The organism is Mesorhizobium sp. M0478 (assembly GCF_040321305.1).
Classification (GTDB): domain Bacteria; phylum Pseudomonadota; class Alphaproteobacteria; order Rhizobiales; family Rhizobiaceae; genus Mesorhizobium.
This window is the reverse complement of the sequence record NZ_JAMYRH010000001.1, coordinates 552748-570056: the sequence shown is the minus strand read 5'-3', so window position 1 is coordinate 570056 and position 17309 is coordinate 552748. Positions and strand designations below refer to the sequence as shown.

Annotated in this window: 22 protein-coding genes; 10 read left to right on the top strand and 12 right to left on the bottom strand. The window is 63.3% G+C overall.

What is annotated here, in order from left to right; translation table 11 throughout:
- Positions 1-42 precede the first annotated feature (42 nt).
- The 3 genes from NKI64_RS02815 (at position 43) to NKI64_RS02805 (ending at position 2286) form a co-directional block, all read left to right on the top strand.
- Positions 43-570: a DUF3592 domain-containing protein gene (locus NKI64_RS02815; protein ID WP_196813862.1), complete on the top strand. Its 528-nt coding sequence runs from the start codon at positions 43-45 to the stop codon at positions 568-570.
- Between the two features lie 56 nt (positions 571-626).
- Positions 627-1451: a TIGR00282 family metallophosphoesterase gene (locus NKI64_RS02810; protein WP_023668734.1), complete on the top strand. Its 825-nt coding sequence runs from the start codon at positions 627-629 to the stop codon at positions 1449-1451.
- A 73-nt stretch (positions 1452-1524) separates the two neighbouring features.
- The gene (locus tag NKI64_RS02805) at positions 1525-2286 is read left to right on the top strand and encodes a TerC family protein (RefSeq protein WP_023694576.1); all 762 of its coding nucleotides are present in this window, start codon (positions 1525-1527) and stop codon (positions 2284-2286) included.
- A 21-nt stretch (positions 2287-2307) separates the two neighbouring features.
- On the opposite strand, the gene NKI64_RS02800 is transcribed toward NKI64_RS02805, so the two are convergent.
- From NKI64_RS02800 to NKI64_RS02790, 3 genes are read right to left on the bottom strand one after another with little or no spacing between them, the layout of a single operon-like run.
- Complete coding sequence (locus NKI64_RS02800; protein ID WP_352666416.1) at positions 2308-2790, bottom strand: SRPBCC family protein; 483 nt, start codon at positions 2788-2790, stop codon at positions 2308-2310.
- A 29-nt stretch (positions 2791-2819) separates the two neighbouring features.
- Positions 2820-3182, bottom strand: a complete 363-nt coding sequence (locus tag NKI64_RS02795) for a VOC family protein (protein WP_023684153.1) — start codon at positions 3180-3182, stop codon at positions 2820-2822.
- Between the two features lie 20 nt (positions 3183-3202).
- The gene (locus NKI64_RS02790; protein ID WP_023716057.1) at positions 3203-3685 is read right to left on the bottom strand and encodes an SRPBCC domain-containing protein; all 483 of its coding nucleotides are present in this window, start codon (positions 3683-3685) and stop codon (positions 3203-3205) included.
- Positions 3686-3736: 51 nt separating this feature from the next.
- On the opposite strand from NKI64_RS02790, the gene NKI64_RS02785 reads away from it, so the two are divergent.
- From NKI64_RS02785 to NKI64_RS02770, 4 genes are all read left to right on the top strand, one after another.
- On the top strand, positions 3737-4060 hold the full coding sequence (locus NKI64_RS02785; RefSeq protein ID WP_023668739.1) for an ArsR/SmtB family transcription factor: 324 nt from the start codon (positions 3737-3739) through the stop codon (positions 4058-4060).
- A 180-nt stretch (positions 4061-4240) separates the two neighbouring features.
- Positions 4241-4990 carry a YebC/PmpR family DNA-binding transcriptional regulator gene (locus NKI64_RS02780; protein ID WP_023668740.1) on the top strand — a complete coding sequence of 250 codons (750 nt, stop codon included), beginning with the start codon at positions 4241-4243 and terminating at the stop codon, positions 4988-4990.
- An 81-nt stretch (positions 4991-5071) separates the two neighbouring features.
- On the top strand, positions 5072-5860 hold the full coding sequence (locus NKI64_RS02775; RefSeq protein ID WP_023700267.1) for an RDD family protein: 789 nt from the start codon (positions 5072-5074) through the stop codon (positions 5858-5860).
- Positions 5857-6168 (top strand): Rdx family protein, encoded by a 312-nt coding sequence (locus tag NKI64_RS02770; RefSeq protein ID WP_023700268.1) that lies wholly within the window; start codon positions 5857-5859, stop codon positions 6166-6168. Before NKI64_RS02775 ends, NKI64_RS02770 begins: the two co-directional genes overlap by 4 nt.
- 33 nt (positions 6169-6201) lie before the next feature.
- Here NKI64_RS02770 and NKI64_RS02765 read toward each other — a convergent pair whose 3' ends face one another.
- Complete coding sequence (locus tag NKI64_RS02765; protein WP_023668743.1) at positions 6202-6678, bottom strand: anthrone oxygenase family protein; 477 nt, start codon at positions 6676-6678, stop codon at positions 6202-6204.
- A gap of 1 nt (position 6679) precedes the next feature.
- Positions 6680-7507 (bottom strand): NAD(P)H-binding protein, encoded by an 828-nt coding sequence (locus tag NKI64_RS02760; protein WP_023668744.1) that lies wholly within the window; start codon positions 7505-7507, stop codon positions 6680-6682.
- Between the two features lie 117 nt (positions 7508-7624).
- Between NKI64_RS02760 and NKI64_RS02755 the strand changes: the two genes are divergently transcribed.
- The gene (locus NKI64_RS02755; protein ID WP_023829284.1) at positions 7625-8263 is read left to right on the top strand and encodes a TetR/AcrR family transcriptional regulator; all 639 of its coding nucleotides are present in this window, start codon (positions 7625-7627) and stop codon (positions 8261-8263) included.
- Positions 8264-8448: 185 nt separating this feature from the next.
- Here the strand turns inward: NKI64_RS02755 and rpmE are convergent, their stop codons facing one another.
- On the bottom strand, positions 8449-8670 hold the full coding sequence (rpmE, locus tag NKI64_RS02750; protein ID WP_023668748.1) for a 50S ribosomal protein L31: 222 nt from the start codon (positions 8668-8670) through the stop codon (positions 8449-8451).
- A gap of 204 nt (positions 8671-8874) precedes the next feature.
- Here rpmE and NKI64_RS02745 point away from each other — a divergent pair, with 204 nt between their 5' ends.
- Entirely contained in the window at positions 8875-10677 is a 1803-nt protein-coding gene (locus NKI64_RS02745) for an ABC transporter transmembrane domain-containing protein (RefSeq protein ID WP_023668749.1), read from the top strand.
- A 10-nt stretch (positions 10678-10687) separates the two neighbouring features.
- Here NKI64_RS02745 and NKI64_RS02740 read toward each other — a convergent pair whose 3' ends face one another.
- Positions 10688-12175: a carboxypeptidase M32 gene (locus NKI64_RS02740; RefSeq protein WP_023716062.1), complete on the bottom strand. Its 1488-nt coding sequence runs from the start codon at positions 12173-12175 to the stop codon at positions 10688-10690.
- A 153-nt stretch (positions 12176-12328) separates the two neighbouring features.
- Here NKI64_RS02740 and NKI64_RS02735 point away from each other — a divergent pair, with 153 nt between their 5' ends.
- A complete protein-coding gene (locus NKI64_RS02735; RefSeq protein ID WP_023716063.1) occupies positions 12329-12682 on the top strand; it encodes a DUF1304 domain-containing protein in 354 nt (117 codons plus the stop codon).
- A gap of 78 nt (positions 12683-12760) precedes the next feature.
- Here NKI64_RS02735 and NKI64_RS02730 read toward each other — a convergent pair whose 3' ends face one another.
- The 5 genes from NKI64_RS02730 to NKI64_RS02710 all read right to left on the bottom strand — a co-directional run bounded on the left by NKI64_RS02730 (position 12761) and on the right by NKI64_RS02710 (position 17290).
- Entirely contained in the window at positions 12761-13186 is a 426-nt protein-coding gene (locus NKI64_RS02730; RefSeq protein WP_023832600.1) for a hypothetical protein, read from the bottom strand.
- Between the two features lie 239 nt (positions 13187-13425).
- The gene (locus NKI64_RS02725; RefSeq protein ID WP_023716065.1) at positions 13426-14457 is read right to left on the bottom strand and encodes a peptidoglycan -binding protein; all 1032 of its coding nucleotides are present in this window, start codon (positions 14455-14457) and stop codon (positions 13426-13428) included.
- 1 nt (position 14458) lies between these two features.
- Positions 14459-15484 carry a MotA/TolQ/ExbB proton channel family protein gene (locus tag NKI64_RS02720; RefSeq protein WP_023668754.1) on the bottom strand — a complete coding sequence of 342 codons (1026 nt, stop codon included), beginning with the start codon at positions 15482-15484 and terminating at the stop codon, positions 14459-14461.
- Between the two features lie 179 nt (positions 15485-15663).
- Positions 15664-16380 (bottom strand): PAQR family membrane homeostasis protein TrhA, encoded by a 717-nt coding sequence (trhA, locus tag NKI64_RS02715; RefSeq protein WP_023737875.1) that lies wholly within the window; start codon positions 16378-16380, stop codon positions 15664-15666.
- Between the two features lie 109 nt (positions 16381-16489).
- On the bottom strand, positions 16490-17290 hold the full coding sequence (locus tag NKI64_RS02710; protein WP_023684166.1) for an inositol monophosphatase family protein: 801 nt from the start codon (positions 17288-17290) through the stop codon (positions 16490-16492).
- Positions 17291-17309: the final 19 nt, after the last annotated feature.

Sequence of the window (17309 nt, the reverse complement as noted above, 5' to 3'; positions counted from 1 at the left end):
GATAGTATTCCGGCAACACAGTCCGAGCCGATGGCGGCCATCATGTTTGTCTTCGCACGCTTCCTGCTGATGCCGTTCGTCCTCATCGCGGTAACGCTGTTCGCGATGGCATTGCACATTTCCGGAACGGCCCTGCACCACCAGTTCGCCTGGCATCAGACGGTTGCCACAGTGACGGATGTCAGTTCCTACAGCGAAGCCCAGGGTAATGGCCTCACCGCGAAAGGCATCAACGTCGCTGTCACCTATGTCGCGAACGATGCACCGATGACGTGGTCCGGCAAGGGAAAGGACATCGGCCTCTACACGGCGTCCAAAGGCGACGCGGTGAAGTTGTATTACAACCCTGCCAATCCATCGATCCTCGATACCGCGGCGATGAAGGGCTGGCGCGGCGGGCTGTTGCTCCTGGCCGCTACTGGTGGGTTCACTGTTTTTTACGTGTGGTTCTTCTGGCTGCGCGGACGCACCGCACCGCCGGCGTCACCGATGATGCCTTCGGCAGTTCGCGTTGCGGGCGCGAGCGCCAAGCCGCCTCAACAGCAGCGTGGTACTTTCGGCCGGCGTTAGCGCCAATCGCCCGGGTAGCGCTTGCCTAGCGTCCGTGCCTCTGGATAGAAGTGGGCATGAGACTTCTCTTCCTCGGCGACATGGTGGGCAAATCGGGACGTACGGCGGTGTGGGAACAACTGCCCGGCCTGATCTCGGATTTCAAACTCGACTTCGTCATCGTCAATGGCGAGAACGCCGCCGGCGGCTTCGGCATCACCGAAGACATTTTTCGCGACACCATCGCCGCCGGTGCGGATGTCGTCACCACCGGCAACCATGTCTGGGACCAGCGCGACGCACTGGTCTTCGCGCCGCGCGAGGAGCGCTTCTTGCGCCCGTCCAACTTCCCCAAGGGCACGCCGGGGCGCGGTTCCGGCGTCTATATCGCCAAAAACGGCGCGCGCGTGCTGGTCGCCAACATCATGGGCCGGGTGTTCATGCATCCCGAGCTCGACGATCCGTTCCAGGCCGGCGAGCGCGAGCTGGCCGCCTGTCCGCTGGGCGAGCAGGCCGATGCCGTGGTCATCGACTTCCATGCCGAAGCGACCTCGGAGAAAATGTGCTTCGCGCATTTCGTCGACGGCCGCGCCAGCCTCGTCATCGGCACCCATACGCACCAGCCGACGGCCGACCACCAGATCCTCAACGGCGGCACCGGCTACATGTCCGATGCCGGCATGTGCGGCGACTATGATTCCTCGCTCGGCATGGACAAGGAAGAGCCGCTCAACCGCTTCCTGTCGAAAGTGCCGAAAGGCCGCTTCGAGGCGGCGACCGGACCGGCGACATTGTGCGGCGTCGGCGTCACTATTTCCGACCGCACCGGCCTGACCGAGAAGATCGCGCCTTTTCGTCGCGGGCCGCGGCTCGAAGAAACCGCGCCATCCTTCTGGTCTTGACATTGATATAGTCGAGTAAAGTACCTAACTGGCGACGAAACTGCTCTAGATCGTTAAAGAGGGGACGACCTCCATGCAGCTGATCGAGTTCTTTGCGCCGCATTTTCAATTTGTTTCCGATCCAACCGCGTGGGTCGCGTTGCTGACGCTGATCGTCCTCGAGGTCGTGCTCGGCATCGACAATCTGATCTTCATCTCGATCCTGACCAACAAATTGCCTGAGGCGCAGCGCGCCCGCGCCCGCCGTCTCGGCATCTCGGCGGCGCTGATCATGCGGCTGGTGCTGCTCGCAACCATCTCCATCATCGTGCAGCTGACGACGCCGGTGTTCACAGCGTTCGGCCATGGCTTTTCCTGGCGCGACCTGATCCTGATTGCCGGCGGCCTGTTCCTGGTCTGGAAGGCGACCAAGGAAATCCACCACACCGTCGATCCCGACGACCACAAGGATACGATGATGGGCGAGACGCTGCAGATCTCGCTTGCCGGCGCCATCTTCCAGATCCTGCTGCTCGATCTCGTCTTTTCGATCGATTCGATCATCACCGCCGTCGGCATGACCGACGAGATTGCCATCATGTACATCGCCGTGATCGTGGCGGTGAGCGTGATGATGCTGGCGGCCGGGCCGCTGGCCAATTTCATCGCCAAGAACCCGAGCATCGTCATGCTGGCGCTGGGCTTCCTGCTGATGATCGGCATGACGCTGATCGCCGACGGCATGGGCTATCATGTGCCGAAGGGCTACATCTACGCCGCGATGGGCTTTTCCGCCCTGGTCGAGGGCCTCAACATGCTGGCGCGGCGAAGGAAGAAATCCAGCGGTGGGCATTGAGGCTGGGCGATCGGGGCGATCCTAGCGCCCCGGCACGCCCTTCGGATAACGGTCGCCGATCAGGCCAAGCGACAGGCCCTGTTCCAGCCATGCCTTTGCGCCGGCAAGAACCAGTGCGAAGCCGTCGGTCGAGCCGACCGCCTGCTTGACCTGCTCGTCGGCGGTGCCGGCGAAGCCGAAATTGCTGACCTCAAGAAAGGTCGCACCGTCAGGCGTTTCGGCGCCGGGCATCTCCGTGAATGTCCAGACCACAGTGGTCGGCGGATCGCTCCATTGCATGACGATCTTCTTGTTCTCGACGATCTCGCTGACATTGACCATCGCCGAGGCCCCGTACATGCGCCACTCCCAGCGAACCTCTTTGCGGCTATCCAGCCGGCCGCTACTGTGGGTAAACCAGAATTTCGTGGTGATGGCCGGGTCGACGATCGCCTCGAAGACCTCGGCGACCGGCCGCCTGATCAGCATGCCGGCTTCGGCAGTCGGCGTTTTGTGAACTTCCATCGAATGCTCCTTCCTTGTCCGGCTTTGCGCTACCAGGCGTCGGGCTCGCGCACCATGTGAACGATGCTGGCCGGGTTGGCGATCCAGAAGCCGCGAAAGCCTTCGCCCAGGGGCTCGACCGCGTCGCAACGGACGACGCCGGCCTTGGCGAGATGATCCGCAATGGCTGCAGAATCGTCGGTGAAAAGCTCGAGCCAGACTTCGGCCTGGCTCAGCATCGGCGCCTCGTCGATCCACAGACGGTTTGGGCCAAGCTCGAAGCCGATGGCTGGCGTCTTGGCGGTAAATGGCTTCAAGCCGACGACATCACGATAGAAGGCGATCGTCGCCTCGTACTGGTGCGGCGGCACCTTCATGGCGATGTTGATGCCACCGGTGATCTTCGCGGTCATTGCGGGCTCCGTTGCGCGGTTCATCTGTTTGTCTCGTTGGCCGGCTCGCCCCTCATCTCGCCACGGTAGTAGCCGTCGCGCAGGTTGATGCCGTATTCGACATAGGCCTTCATGCAAGCCAGCATCTGCGACCAGCCCTCGCAATTGAGGTAGGATTTCTGCAGGCCGACCACGCCTTCCGGCCAGCCGGATTCAGCAATGGTCACAAGGGTGCCGCCATCGTCCAGCGGCTCGAAGTTCATCTCGATGCGTGTCTTGTAGGCGGGCTTGCATTCGGCATCGGTGGCATCCCAGCGCAGCACGATATGGCGGTCCTTGATCACCTCATCGACTTCGACGGGCACCTTGCCCCACCAGACCACCCCGGTGCCGGCCTTCAGCGGCGCGCTGGCGCCGCCGATGGTGGTGAAATAGCCACTCAGCTTTTTGGGATTGACGACAGCGTCGAAGACTTCGGCGACCGGTTTGCCGATGCGCCCGGAAACTCTGAATCCAAGAGACATATCCACAGCTCCTTCCTTGATTGGCTCGACGATATGTTATAGAAACATAACATGTCAAGCCAAACCGCAGACGATCACGTTTTCAAGGCGTTGGCGCATCCGCGCCGTCGCGAATTGCTGGATCGGCTGAAGGATGCACCGCAGACGACCGGCATGTTGTGCGAGGCGTTTCCCGACATCGATCGCTGCACCGTCATGCTGCATCTCAAGGTGCTGGAAGAAGCCGAACTGGTGGTGGCAAAGCGCCAAGGGCGAGAGCGCTGGAACCATCTCAACGCGCTGCCGATCAAGCACATCCACGACCGCTGGATCAGCCAGTATGCCGGCCATGCGCTCAGCATTATCGACCGGCTGAAGTCCGATCTGGAGGGCTGAACCGGCGCGGCTGGACGAATTGAGCCGATTTATCTATAAGCCGGCCATTCCGACAGAGAACGCCGTGCATCCATCGCGTTGCACCTTGGACGGCTCTGAAAATTTGAATTCGAGTACCCGGGAGGACGAGGTGAGACCACCTCGCTTCGGGATGCTCTAGCCGAAGACGACAGGGGTGCCATGGCCGGCCATTCACAGTTCAAGAACATCATGCACCGCAAGGGCCGGCAGGACGCGGTGCGGTCGAAAATGTTTTCCAAGCTGGCGCGCGAAATCACCGTCGCCGCCAAGAGCGGAACACCGGATCCGTCGATGAACCCGCGTTTGCGCCTGGCCATTCAGAACGCCAAGGCGGTGTCGATGCCGAAGGACAACATCCAGCGCGCCATCAACAAGGCATCGATGGGCGATGCCGAGAATTACGAAGCGGTGCGCTATGAAGGCTATGGGCCAGGCGGCGTGGCGCTGATCGTCGAGGCGCTGACCGACAACCGCAACCGCTCGGCCTCGAACGTGCGCGCCGCCTTCACCAAAGCCGGGGGTGCGCTTGGTGAAACCGGCTCGGTGTCGTTCATGTGGAACCGCGCCGGCGAGATTTACTATCCGGCCTCCGCCGGCAGCGCCGACAAGGTGATGGACGCGGCGATCGAGGCCGGCGCCGATGACGTCGAGTCCGACGAGGAAGGCCACACCATCTACTGTGCGTTCGAGAGTATGGGCGAAGTGTCTAAGGCGCTGGAAGCCTCGCTTGGCGAGGCCGAATCGGTGAAGCCGATCTGGCAGCCGCAGAACAATGTCCCGGTCGACGAAGAGCGGGCGCAATCGCTGATGAAACTGGTGGCAACGCTCGAGGACGATGACGACGTGCAGAGCGTCTACGCCAATTTCGAGGTCGACGACGAGACCATGGCCAAGCTCAGCGCGGCGTAGGTCCGTGCAATACAGTCGGATGCGAATATTGCTGTATGACGGCGGCCTGCCTATAGATTAGTCAGTTATCAGGGGGGGCCGATGACCGACTATAAAGAGGCAAGTTTTGCCGATGCGGTGGCCTGGCCTCGCCGGCCCGGCATATGGCGACGGTTTCTCGCTGCACTCATCGACTACCTTGTAATCCTGATCGCCCTCTATTTGCTCGTAGGGGCTCTATTTCTGCTGACCAACGGTGGCGTAAAAGGCAGCTTTTGGCTGAACTGGAAACTATGCCAGGAGGGTACGGTTCACGGTGCCCCGACACTTGCCCGTTATGATTGGCAGGTGTGTAGAACATCAGTACTCGGTTTGCCGGTCGCCATATGGAGCGTGGGTACGGCGCCGGGCTCAAAGCCTGGAGAAACCTCCTCCATCTCGATCGATCTGGATTCGCAAGGGAATTTCAGGCCTGCAGCATTGGACCTGGGTTTCCTCGAGCTGATCGCTCTGGCGTCTTATCTCCTCATTATGGAGTTGAAGTCCGGCCAATCAATCGGCAAGCGGCTCACGGAGCTCACTGTACATGATGAGGACGACAGACATAGGGTCGGCCTGCCGGCGAGAAAGGCTGTTCGGCGGCAACTTATCAAGTTTCTCGGCGCATTACCGATCGTCCTGACGGGAAGCTGGTATGCTTTTCAGGCTTGGGGCACCGCTCCCGGTGGCGTGCAGGATTACTCCAGCCTGGAAATAGTGGTTGCATCCGCTGCCCTCGTTTTGGTGCTGATCTGGCCGGTCTGGATTGCGATATCCATAGCTCTGGGCGACGACCCGATACACGATCGATTCGCAAATACCACGGTGCGCATACAGGAGGCCCAGACATGAGTGTGCCGGAGAGGCCCCGCGTGGTCATCACCTATTGCACGCAGTGCCAGTGGCTGTTGCGGGCCGGCTGGATGGCGCAGGAACTGCTCTCCACCTTCGGCACGGATCTTGGTGAAGTGACGCTGGTGCCGGGCACAGGCGGCATCTTCACCGTTTCCTGCAACGATGTGCTGGTCTGGGACCGCAAGCGCGACGGCGGCTTTCCCGATGCCGCCAAGCTCAAGCAGCTGGTGCGCGACGTCATCGATCCGGGCCGCGATCTCGGTCATTCCGACCGCAAGGGTCACTCGCAAAAGGACCCCGCTTGAGGCGAGGTCCTTGCGTTTGCGAAGTGTCATTTTTCAGAGCAATGCGAACATGAAGCAGGCCATCGACACGATGGCGGTGATGGTGCGGACGTGGTTCCACATCACCCATTGATTCAGATGGTTCGCCCACACGGCTGCGCCATTGGCGCTGGCCGGGTCGACGGCGGCGAGCGCATCGTTGAGCGGCACATTGAAGACCATGGTCACGATCGGGTTGCCGATCAAATAGATCACGGCGCCGGCAAGCAGCCAGTATGAGCCGGACTGGCTCCACCCCATGAGAACGGCGGCGATAAGCACCAGACAGAGCAGGCCGGTGCCGAACAGCGCCGTCATGAAGGTGGGCGTGATCACCGTGATGTTGATCGAATTCATCGCTGCGATGCCTTGGGGGACCGGCAGCCGGGCAAGCGCCGCCATGATAAAGTTGGAAAAGGCGAAGAACACGCCGCCGACGACGCCCGAGCCGATGGCGGCGATGATGGTGAGGGTGGGAAGAAGCTTGATCATCTCAGTTGCTCCAGATGCCGGTTGCAGCGGTTTCATTTGCGTAGGCGGAAAAGTCTTTCGGCGCGCGGCCGAGCACACGCTGGACGCCGTCGGTCAGCGTCTCGTTGCGGCCGTCAAGCACTTCGGTGAACAGCTCGTTGAGCAGCCAGGCGATTTCGGGCGGCAGTTCGTATGCCGCCGTCGCGGCGGTGAATTCGTCATGCGAGATCTTGATATAGCGGATGTCGCGGCCGGTCGCCTTGGCGATCTCGGCAACCGCGTCGGCGAAGCTTAGCAGCCGCGGCCCGGTCAACTCATAGAGCTGGCCGACATGACCCGGTTCGGTCAGCGCAACGAAGGCAGCATCGGCGATGTCGTCGACATCGACGAAGGGCTCGCCAACAGGGCCGACAGGCAAAGCCACTTCGCCTTGCCGCAAGGACTCGACGAGAAAACCTTCACTGAAATTCTGCGAAAACCAAGCGCAACGCAGGATCGTCCAGTCAGCGCCCGAGGCTTTGACCATCTCTTCGGCGCGCTGGGCTTCGGTCTCGCCGCGGCCGGAGAGCAGCACCATGCGGGTGACGCCATTTGCCACCGCAAGCCTGGCGAAGGCGCCGACGGTCTCGGCGGCGCCCGGCACGGCGATGTCGGGATAGTAACTGATGTAGACGGCGCCCACGCCCTGCATGGCAGGCTCCCAGGTCGCCGGAACCTCCCAGTCGAAGCGGGGGCTGCCGGAACGCGAGCCGATGCGCACGGGAATGCCCTGTGAGGTCAGCCGCCCGGCGAGGCGACGGCCGGTCTTGCCAGTGCCACCGAGAATCAGGACTGGTTTGGTGTCGGTCATGGTGGTTTTCCTTTGTTACAAATATGAATAATCCTCACATTTGCAAAATGTGATAAACCCTCGTATTTTGGGAGTCAAGCCGTTTGTTGGCAGATTTTGTCGAGACCGGAGGCCGTCATGGAAGACACAGCAACGCCCGCATCTGAGGAGCAGGTCGCATCGCCGCGACGGGCGCCCACCCAGCAGCGCAGCCGCGAGCGGGTCGAGCGCATGCTGGCCGCAGCCTCGGCGCTGATTGCCGAGCAAGGCAGCGACGCCATGCGCATGGGCGAGGTAGCGGAACGGGCCGCGGTGTCGATCGGTTCGCTCTACCAGTTCTTTCCCGACAAGCGGGCGATCGTCTGGGCGCTGGCCGAGCGATACACCGCCGAAAGCCAGGCCTGCATCTCCTCGGCGCTCAAGGATGTCGTCGACGCCGAGGGCCTGCGGCAGGCGTTTTCGGAGCTGGTGGATATCTACTATCAGCTGTTCCTGGCCGAGCCGGTGATGCGCGACATCTGGTCGGGCACCCAGGCCGACAAGGCGCTGCGCCAGCTCGAACTCGCCGACAGCCGGGCGAATGCCGAATTCCTGACGATGGTGCTGAAGCGGCTGCATCCCGGCGCCGATCCGGTGGCGCTGGAGACCACAGCGTTTCTGGTCTGGCAGATGGGCGAGGCTGCCGTGCGGCTGGCGATCTCGGTCGACCGGCAGGAGGGCGACAGGCTGGTCGCCGCCTACAAGCGCATGGCGCTGCGGGAATTGGTGGACGGGTAGGCTCGCACCACTCTGGGAAGGGTCGCTTCGAAGCAGCAGGGTGGAGGCGTCGGACCGCACCCGACCCTGGGCGACCTCCCCACAAGCGGGAGGTATCGGCGCGTTAGCTCGAAGCGACTGACTTTGGCGGCAACAAAAAAACCCGCCACAAAGGCGGGTTCTTGATTCAGCGATACAGGTAAACTTTAGAGGCCGAAGCCTTCGAAGCGCTTCTTGAACTTCGACAGGCGGCCGCCGCGGTCGAGCAGGGTCTGCTGGCCGCCGGTCCAGGCCGGGTGCGTGGTCGGGTCGATATCGAGGTTCATCGTATCGCCTTCCTTGCCCCAGGTCGAACGGGTCGAGTATTCGGTGCCATCGGTCATGACGACCTTGATGGTGTGGTAGTCGGGATGGATATCGGCCTTCATTGTCGTGCTTCCTGGCTTGCGGCGCTACAGACGGGCCCGCGGCCTGCGTCGATGCGCCCCTTTTTAAAACTCGAAGCCGCAGCTATTGAAAAGCCACGGCTTCTAAAACGGTCGGCGAGCCTATACATCAGCCGGAATTGAATCACAAGGCCACGGCAGGCGCATATTGAACGCGCCCACCTGGAGCGGCCAGAGGAAACGGTCATGGCGGACATCAGCGGCGAGCAAGACGGGCGCAGGCGCTCGCTCGGGCCGCTCAGGCGCCTATATCCCTACATATTCCGCTACCGCAAACTGGTCATAGGCGCCCTCATTTCGCTCGCCATCGCCGCAGCGACGACGCTGGCGCTGCCGCTGGCCGTGCGGCGCATGATCGACCACGGTTTCAGCGCTTCCGGCACCGTCTTCATCGCCGAATATTTCGCCGCTTTGGTGGCGATGGCAGCCATTCTGGCGGCGGCATCGGCCGGACGCTACTACTTCGTCATCACGCTCGGCGAGCGGGTCGTTGCCGACATCCGCAGCGACGTGTTTTCGCATGTCACGACGCTTTCGCCGTCCTTCTTCGACACCGCCCAGTCGGGCGAGATCGTCTCGCGGCTTGCCGCCGACACCACGCAGGTGAAATCCGCCGTCGGCGCCACCGCCTCCGTGGCGTTGCGCAACGTCATCCTCGGCCTTGGCGCGGTGGCGATGATGGTCGTCACCAGCCCGAAACTGTCGGGCCTGGTGATCGCGGCCATTCCGCTCATCGTGCTGCCGCTGGTCGCGTTCGGCCGTTCGGTGAGGCGCCGGTCACGGCAGGCGCAGGACACGCTGGCGCAAGCGACCGCCTATGCCAGCGAGCAGATCGGCGCGGTGCGCACGCTGCAGGCGTTCACCAACGAGACGCTGGTCACCGGGCGGTTCTCGGCCGCGGTGGAAGCCGCCTTCCAAGCGGCGCGCTCGTCGATCTTCTCCCGCTCGCTGCTCACCTTCTTTGCCATCTTCATGATCTTTTCCTCGGTCGTGGCGGTGTTGTGGTTCGGCTCGCGTGACGTGCTTGCCGGCACGATGTCGCCCGGTACGCTCGGCCAGTTCCTGCTTTACTCCGTGTTTGCCGCAGGCGCGCTGGGCGCACTGTCGGAAGTCTGGGGCGAGCTTGCCCAGGCGGCGGGTGCGGCCGAAAGGCTGACCGAGATACTCGACGAGACGCCGGCGATTCAACCGCCGGCCAATCCGCTGCCGCTGCCCGCCAAGGCGACAGGCGCGATCAGCTTCGACGACGTCTCCTTCTCCTACCCGGCAAGGCCGGACCGTGCCGCCGTCCACGGCTTGAGTTTTCAGGTCAAGCCCGGCGAGACGGTGGCGATCGTCGGCCCGTCGGGCGCCGGAAAGAGCACCGTCTTTTCGCTGATCCTGCGCTTCTACGATCCAGAAACCGGCCGCATCGCCATTGACGGCGTCGACGTGCGCGAAGCCGATCCGGCTGAAGTGCGGGAGCGCATTGCGATCGTGCCGCAGGATGTCACCATCTTTGCGGCAAGCGCGCGCGACAATATCGGCTTTGGCCGGCCGGGCGCGACGAATGCCGAGATCGAGGCCGCCGCCAGGGACGCGCTGGCCGACGAGTTCATCCTCAGGCTCGACAAGGGCTACGACAGCCAGGTCGGCGAGCGCGGCGTCACCTTGTCCGGCGGCCAGCGCCAGCGCGTGGCGATCGCCCGCGCCATCCTGCGCGACGCGCCGATCCTGCTGCTCGACGAGGCCACGTCGGCGCTCGACGCCGAAAGCGAAACGCTGGTGCAGACGGCGCTGGAACGGCTGATGCAGGGCCGCACCACCATCGTCATCGCCCACCGGCTGGCGACCGTGCTGAAGGCCGACCGCATCCTGGTCATGGATGGCGGCCGCATCGTCGAGGAAGGCACGCACCAGAGCCTGGTCGCCAAGGGCGGAATCTATGCAAGGCTGGCCAAGCTGCAGTTCGAAACCGGAGCAAGCGCCTTCAGGGGTGCCGCGGAGTAGCAACCCGCAATCAGGCGGGACCATACCGCTTGCGGAGATGCTCGGTGAAATGCGCGGCATTCAGTTTCTCGCCGGTGGCGCGCTCAAGCAGTTCGGGCGTCGACCAGCGCGATCCCTGCGACCAGATCTTGTCGCGGCGCCAGTCATTGATGGCGGCGAAATTGCCCCTGGCGAGATCGCTGTCGGCTGAAGGATGGTCGCGCGTCAGCGCAGCCCATTGCTGCGCCGCCATCATGGCGCCCAGCGTATAGGACGGGAAATAGCCGAAGGCGGCGCCCGGCCAATGCACGTCCTGCATCGGTCCGTCGGCTGGGTTGTCGATGGTCGAAAGGCCAAGATACTCCCGCATCTTGGCGTCCCACGCTTCGGGCAGGTCGGCCGCCTGCAGCCGCCCCGAGACCAGCTCCTGCTCCAACTCGTAGCGCAGGATGACATGCAGCGGGTAGGTTACCTCGTCCGCGTCAACGCGGATCAGGCCGCGCTCGACCCGGTGCACATGCGGCAGGATGTCGTCGAGCGACCAGGCTTCGCCGAGATGCTTTTCGACCACGGGCAGCGCCCAGCGCCAGAATTCGGGGTTGCGGCCGACCTGTTTCTCGACGAACAGGCTCTGGCTTTCATGCACCGCCATGCCGCGCGCCTTGCCGAGCGGCCAGTGCGCCCAGGCCTTCGGCAGGTTCTGCTCGTAGAGCGCATGGCCGGTCTCGTGCAGCACGCCCATCAAGGCCGACAGGAAGTCGGACGTTTTGTAGCGGGTGGTGATGCGCACGTCGCTCGGCACGCCGCCGCAGAAGGGATGGTGCGATACGGACAGAGAACCGTGGGTGAGGTCGAAGCCGACCGAAGCCATCATGGCGAGACCAAGCTCGCGCTGCCGGTCGATCGCATAGCTGCCGGAGAGCGGCTTCACGGGATGCCTGGCCAGGCGCGCTTCCTGCGCGGCCAGGGCTTCCGGCACGAAGCCCTTCAGGAATGTCTTCAGCTCGGTGAACACCGGCGTGATGTCGGCGGCGCGGTTGCCAGGATCGTATTGCTCCATCAGTGCGTCGTAGGGATCGAGGCCGAGCGCGTCGGCGCGCAAAGCGGCTTCCTCGCGCACCAGCGCGATGACACCTTCGAGCGCCGGCAGGAAGCCTGCCCAGTCATTCTTGGCGCGCAGGGCGCGCCAGAGCTGCTCGGAGCGCATACGCGCCACCGTCTGGCGCTCGACGAATTCGACCGGCAGGCAGGTCAGGTTGGTGTATTGGCGACGCAGTTCGCGGACCGCCGCCTGCTGCTCCTCGTTCAGCGCCTCCTGTTCGGCGGCGGCGAGCCAGTCGGCGATCTCCGGCGCGGTAGCCCTGATATGCAGCATCCCGGCCAGGGACGACATGGCTTCGGCGCGCTTCTCGCCGCCGCCGACGGCCATGTGGGTCGCCTCGTCGGCGCCGAGGATAGCGAGCGCATGTTCCAGCGCTTCGAGCTTGTGGCCGAGATCATCGAGCTTCTGAAAAGACATGGCAGGTTCCGCGTTTTGGACCGCGGGAAAAGATACCAACGCGCCAGGATTGGCAACCCTCAAAGGTGGCTTTCGCCGATGCAGCTTGCGCCGATGAGCTTGTGCGTGGAATGCTGGCTGGCGGTGGAACACCGCCATGCAGGGGAGACTAAGATGATCGGCAATATCCTGGTCGGGCTGGTGGCCCTGATCCACCTCTACATCGTCTATCTGGAGATGGTGGCGTGGGACACACCGCGCGGGCACAGGGCGTTCAACCTCAAGCCGGACTTCGCCAGCGCATCGAAGGTGCTCGCCGCCCATCAGGGGCTCTACAACGGCTTCCTTGCCGCCGGGCTGATCTGGGGCCTCTATCTCGGCGCAGCCGGATTCCAGATCAAGGTGTTCTTCCTGCTTTGCATCGCCGTCGCCGGCCTCTATGGCGCGGCGACTGCCAGCCGGAAGATCCTCTATATTCAGACCGTGCCGGCGGTGCTGGCCCTCGCTGCGCTGTGGCTGGGCTGGTGACAAAAAAGACGCCCTCGGAGCCAGATCCGGGGGCGTCAGACAGTCCCTTCCTCATTCCTGGAGATATCAGAGCGGATCTCAGCCGTTCGGATAATTTCCGCCGTCGGAGCCATCACCGATCATGAAGCCGCTGCCGGTGTCGGACATCAGCCTCTGATCGACATTGTCGAGGCGGCGCAGCAGATCGTGATATTGCGCGGCCGGGATCCGGCCATGGTCCGAAGCGGCGACCCGTTCGGCGGCCTGGCCGATATGCGCAGCACGCAGATGCAGCCACTGCGCTTCCGAGGTCGAGATGCCCTTCGTCTCGCGCGCATCCGTGATGCCCTGTTCGACGCCCCGCACCTGCTCGATCAGGCCGGTCACGCGCGGACCGGTCATGTCGGTCCGGTCGCTGGCGTCGAGGGCGCCCTTGTGATGTCCGGCGGCATAGGCGCCGGCGAGTGGAACAGTGATCAGAAGTGTCGTGAGGGTTGCGGTCCTGAGAGTCTTCAAAGAGCGCATGATGTGCGTCTCCTCCTGCTATGGAAGGGGCAAGCGCTTTCGCTCCGCCTTCCGGAAGCGGGCCGTCCGGTTCCGTCGCGTCGCGATGGGAGGCATCGCCGGCGGTTCTCGGCCCTGCGCGTCAAAGTAGGAGCCCGGAAACGCGAAGTGTAATTAAAGAAAGATAATGTTTTCAGGCCTTGCCGGCCTGGCGTTTCGCCCTAGAGTTGAGCTGGCAAACAATTTCGCGTGACTGAAAATCACCGTTCGGTGAGCTTCAGTTCAATGCGTCGGTTCTTGTTGCGGGCGTCTTCGGTGTCGGCGGGGTCGAGCGGCTGGAATTCGCCGAAGCCGGCCGCAACCAGCCGGTTGGCGGGCACGCCGTTCTCGATCAGGAACTTGACCACCGAGGTCGAACGCGCCGTCGACAATTCCCAATTGTCGCGATAGCGGCCGGCGCCGGACAGCGGCTTGTTGTCGGTGTGGCCGTCGACGCGCAGCACCCAGTTGATCTCGGGCGGGATTTCCTTTTGCAACTCGATGATGGCGTCGGCGAGCTTCTTCATCTCGACCTTGCCGGCATCGTTGATCACTTCGGAGCCGGTCGGGAACAGAACTTCCGACTGGAAGACGAAGCGGTCGCCGACGATGCGGATGTTCTCGCGATCGGCGAGGATTTCGCGCAGGCGGCCGAAGAAGTCGGAGCGGTACCGGTTCAGTTCCTGCACGCGCTGCGCCAGCGCGACGTTGAGCCGACGGCCGAGATCGGCGATCTTGGTGTTGGAATCGCGGTCGCGCGTTTCGGACACGTTGAGGGCGTCCTCGAGCGCGCCGATCTGCTTGCGCAGTGCCGCGATCTGCTGGTTCAGGATCTCGACCTGGCTCAGCGCCTGCTGGCTGATCTGGCGCTGGCTGTCGAGTTCGCCGCCGAGCTCCGCGGCGCGCTGGTTGGCGGCGTCGCCGGCGCCGGCGCCTTGCGCCAGCAACTGCTCGAGCCGGCTCCTTTCTGCTTCCGCCGCCGACAGCGACGCCTGCAGATTGGCCAGCGAATCGTCCTTGTCCTGCGCGGTCGAGCGCTCCAGCGCCAGCAGCTGCGTCAGTTCGTTGATCTGCGAGTTGAGGCGCGTGAGCGCCGTATCCTTGCCGGAGAGTTCGCGGCCGAGCAGGAACTGCGCCAGCACGAAAACGGTAAGCAGGAACATGATGGCGAGCAGCAGCGTCGACAGCGCGTCGACGAAGCCCGGCCAATAGTCGATCCGGCGATCGGTGCGCCGGCCCCTGGCGAGAGCCATGCTAGTGGACCCCGGGTTTCTTTAGCGCGTCGGCGATCTTTTCCAGCGTGTTGCGCATCGCCTTCTGCTCGTCCGACTGGGCCTCGACCCAGTCGCGCATGATCTGCTGCTCGGAGCGCATGTTCTTGACCAGGCCGGAAATGCCGTCGGCGAGATTGGCCATGGCGGTGGCGACGCGCGGATTGGAGCCGCCGCCGCTTTCCTGCATGCTGCGCAGCCGTTCCGACAGGACCCGGATCTCGTCGGAGGATTCAGTCTTGGCCGGGTCGGCGACGGCGATGTCGGAGGAGAGATCGGTGACCGAGGACAGCCAGTTTTCAAGCTCGGTATAGAATCGGGTCTGGGCGCGGCCGGCCTGCAGGTCGAGGAAGCCTAGCACCAGCGACCCGGAAAGACCGAACAGCGAGGACGAAAAGGCCGTGCCCATGCCGGCCAGCGGCGCCGACAGCCCCTGCTTCAGCGAATCGAGCACGGCGGCGGCGTCGCCGGTGCCGGGATCGAGCGATTCGATGGTTTCGCGGATCGAGCCGATGGTGTTGAGCAGGCCCCAGAAGGTGCCGAGCAGACCGAGGAACACCAGCAACCCGACGAGATAGCGCGAGGTGTCGCGGCTTTCGTCGAGGCGGGTGGCGATCGAATCCAGCATGGTGCGCATCGAAGACGTCGAGAAGGCGACCGTCGAGGAGCGGCCGATCATCGCCTTCATCGGCGCCAGCAGCACCGGCTCGGTGGTTTCGGAACCGGCGCGGAAGGAATTGACCCAGCGCACTTCGCGAAACAGTCGTCCGACCTGGGCGAAGGCGAGCAGGATGCCGACCACAAGGACGCCGACGATGAGGCCATTGAGGCCGGGATTGCTCCCGAAAGCGGTCGAGATCTGGCGGGTGAGGATGGCGGCGATGAAGGCGACGATGACCAGGAAGATGACCATGGTCAGGAGGAAGACCTGCGGGCTCGACAGTTTGTGCGGATCGTACATCAGGACATCAGAACGCCTGCCCACGCCGAAGGATCTGAGAAAAGCCATCCGTGCCCCGTTTCCGATGCTCTATTTGCCTTGACGCAATTCCGAACGGGAAGCCGCTCATACTTCCCTGGAACCGCTCCATTGCCGCCGATCACGTAATTCGCGACTCTAAACGGAATTGTGACCAAATTGAATGGCGCTTGGCAATATTGCCCGACTGTCGGGCCGCACCACGCCGTTCAGAGGCGGTTGACGACCAGGCAGTCGACCATGGCGGCAAGATGCAGCCCGGCGCCGGTGACGACAAAGCCGTGCCAGAGGGCATTGTGGAAGCGCAGGCGTTTCCAGGCGAAGAAGATGACGCCGCAGGAGTACACGACGCCGCCGGCGACAATCAGCGCGATCGAAGTCGTCGGCAACGTCGCCACCAGCGGCTTGACCAGGACGACGCCGCTCCAGCCGATGGCGAGATAGAAGACAATGGCCAGACGATCAAAGCGGCCGGGCAGGAACACTTTCATGGCAATGCCGGTCAAAGCAGCGGTCCAGACAAGGACAATCATCGGCAGCGCCAGCGGCGAGCCGTCGAGCTGGGCCAGAAAGGGCGTGTAGGTCGCGGCGATCAGGAGGTAGATCGCCGCATGATCGAAGCGCCGCAAGATCCACTTCGCCGGCGACGTCACCGGCCACAGATTGTAGGTCAGCGAAATCAACAGCACAGTCAGCAGCGACACCACGAAGAAGGCGGCGGCGATGTATTCGCCGGGACCGGCATGGAAGGCGGCCAGCGCCAGCAAGGCCGAGCCGGCTGCTATCGCCAGCACGATGCCGACCGCATGGACGATGCCATCGGCGATCATCTCCGCACGCGAGTAGTGCCAACGCCCGACAAAAGGGATTTCAATTGGCTGGTCTGGCTGCGCCTCTCGCGAGGATAGTGAAGGTATGCTCGTCATAAAAGATCCTGCGTCCCCTTATCTGGGCGGCCGCCGGGCAGTATTTCAAGCTTTGATTGCGGTTTTGCGACTGCGGCGCTTCAGCACGCCGCGCCGGCATGCCAAGTGATCAGCGCGCCGAAAGCGGCTTCTTCACCGCCTTGAGCAGCGCGCGCTGGATGACCTCGTTGCCGGCGACGAGCGAACCCGCCTCGAGCATATCCTGGCCGCCATCCATGTCGGAGACGAAGCCACCGGCCTCGCGGATCAGCAGCAGGCCGGCGGCAATGTCCCAGGCCGAAAGGCCGGTTTCCCAAAAGCCGTCCATGCGGCCGGCGGCGACATAAGCGAGATCGAGCGCGGCGGAACCCAGGCGGCGCACGCCCGAGACCTCGGCCATCACATTGCGCAACTCGACGAGGAAATTGCCGTGCTGGCCGCGGCCGAGATGCGGCACGCCGCAGCCGATGACGCAGTCGGTGAGCTTGCTGCGGCCGGCAACGCGCAGCCGGCGATCGTTCATGAAGGCGCCGCCGCCGCGCTCGGCGGTGTAGAGCTCATCCATTGCCGGATTGTAGATGACAGCGGCGACCAACTGGCCCTGTCGCTCCAGCGCGATCGAGATGGAAAAGATCGGAATGCCGTGCAGGAAATTGGTGGTGCCGTCGAGCGGGTCGACGATCCAACGGTGCTGGTCGTCGTCCCCTGCGATCATGCCGCGCTCTTCCATCAGGAAGGCATAGCCCGGCCGTGCCTTCGACAGTTCGGCAAACAGAATGTCCTCGGCCTTGCGGTCGGCTTGGCTGACATAGTCGCCCGGTCCCTTCATCGACACCTGCAGGTTCTGCACCTCGCCGAAGTCGCGCGACAGCGAGCGGCCGGCCTTCATGGCGGCCTGGACCATGACATTGAGAAGTGCGGAGCGTGCCATCGTATCTGTTCCTGCCTAC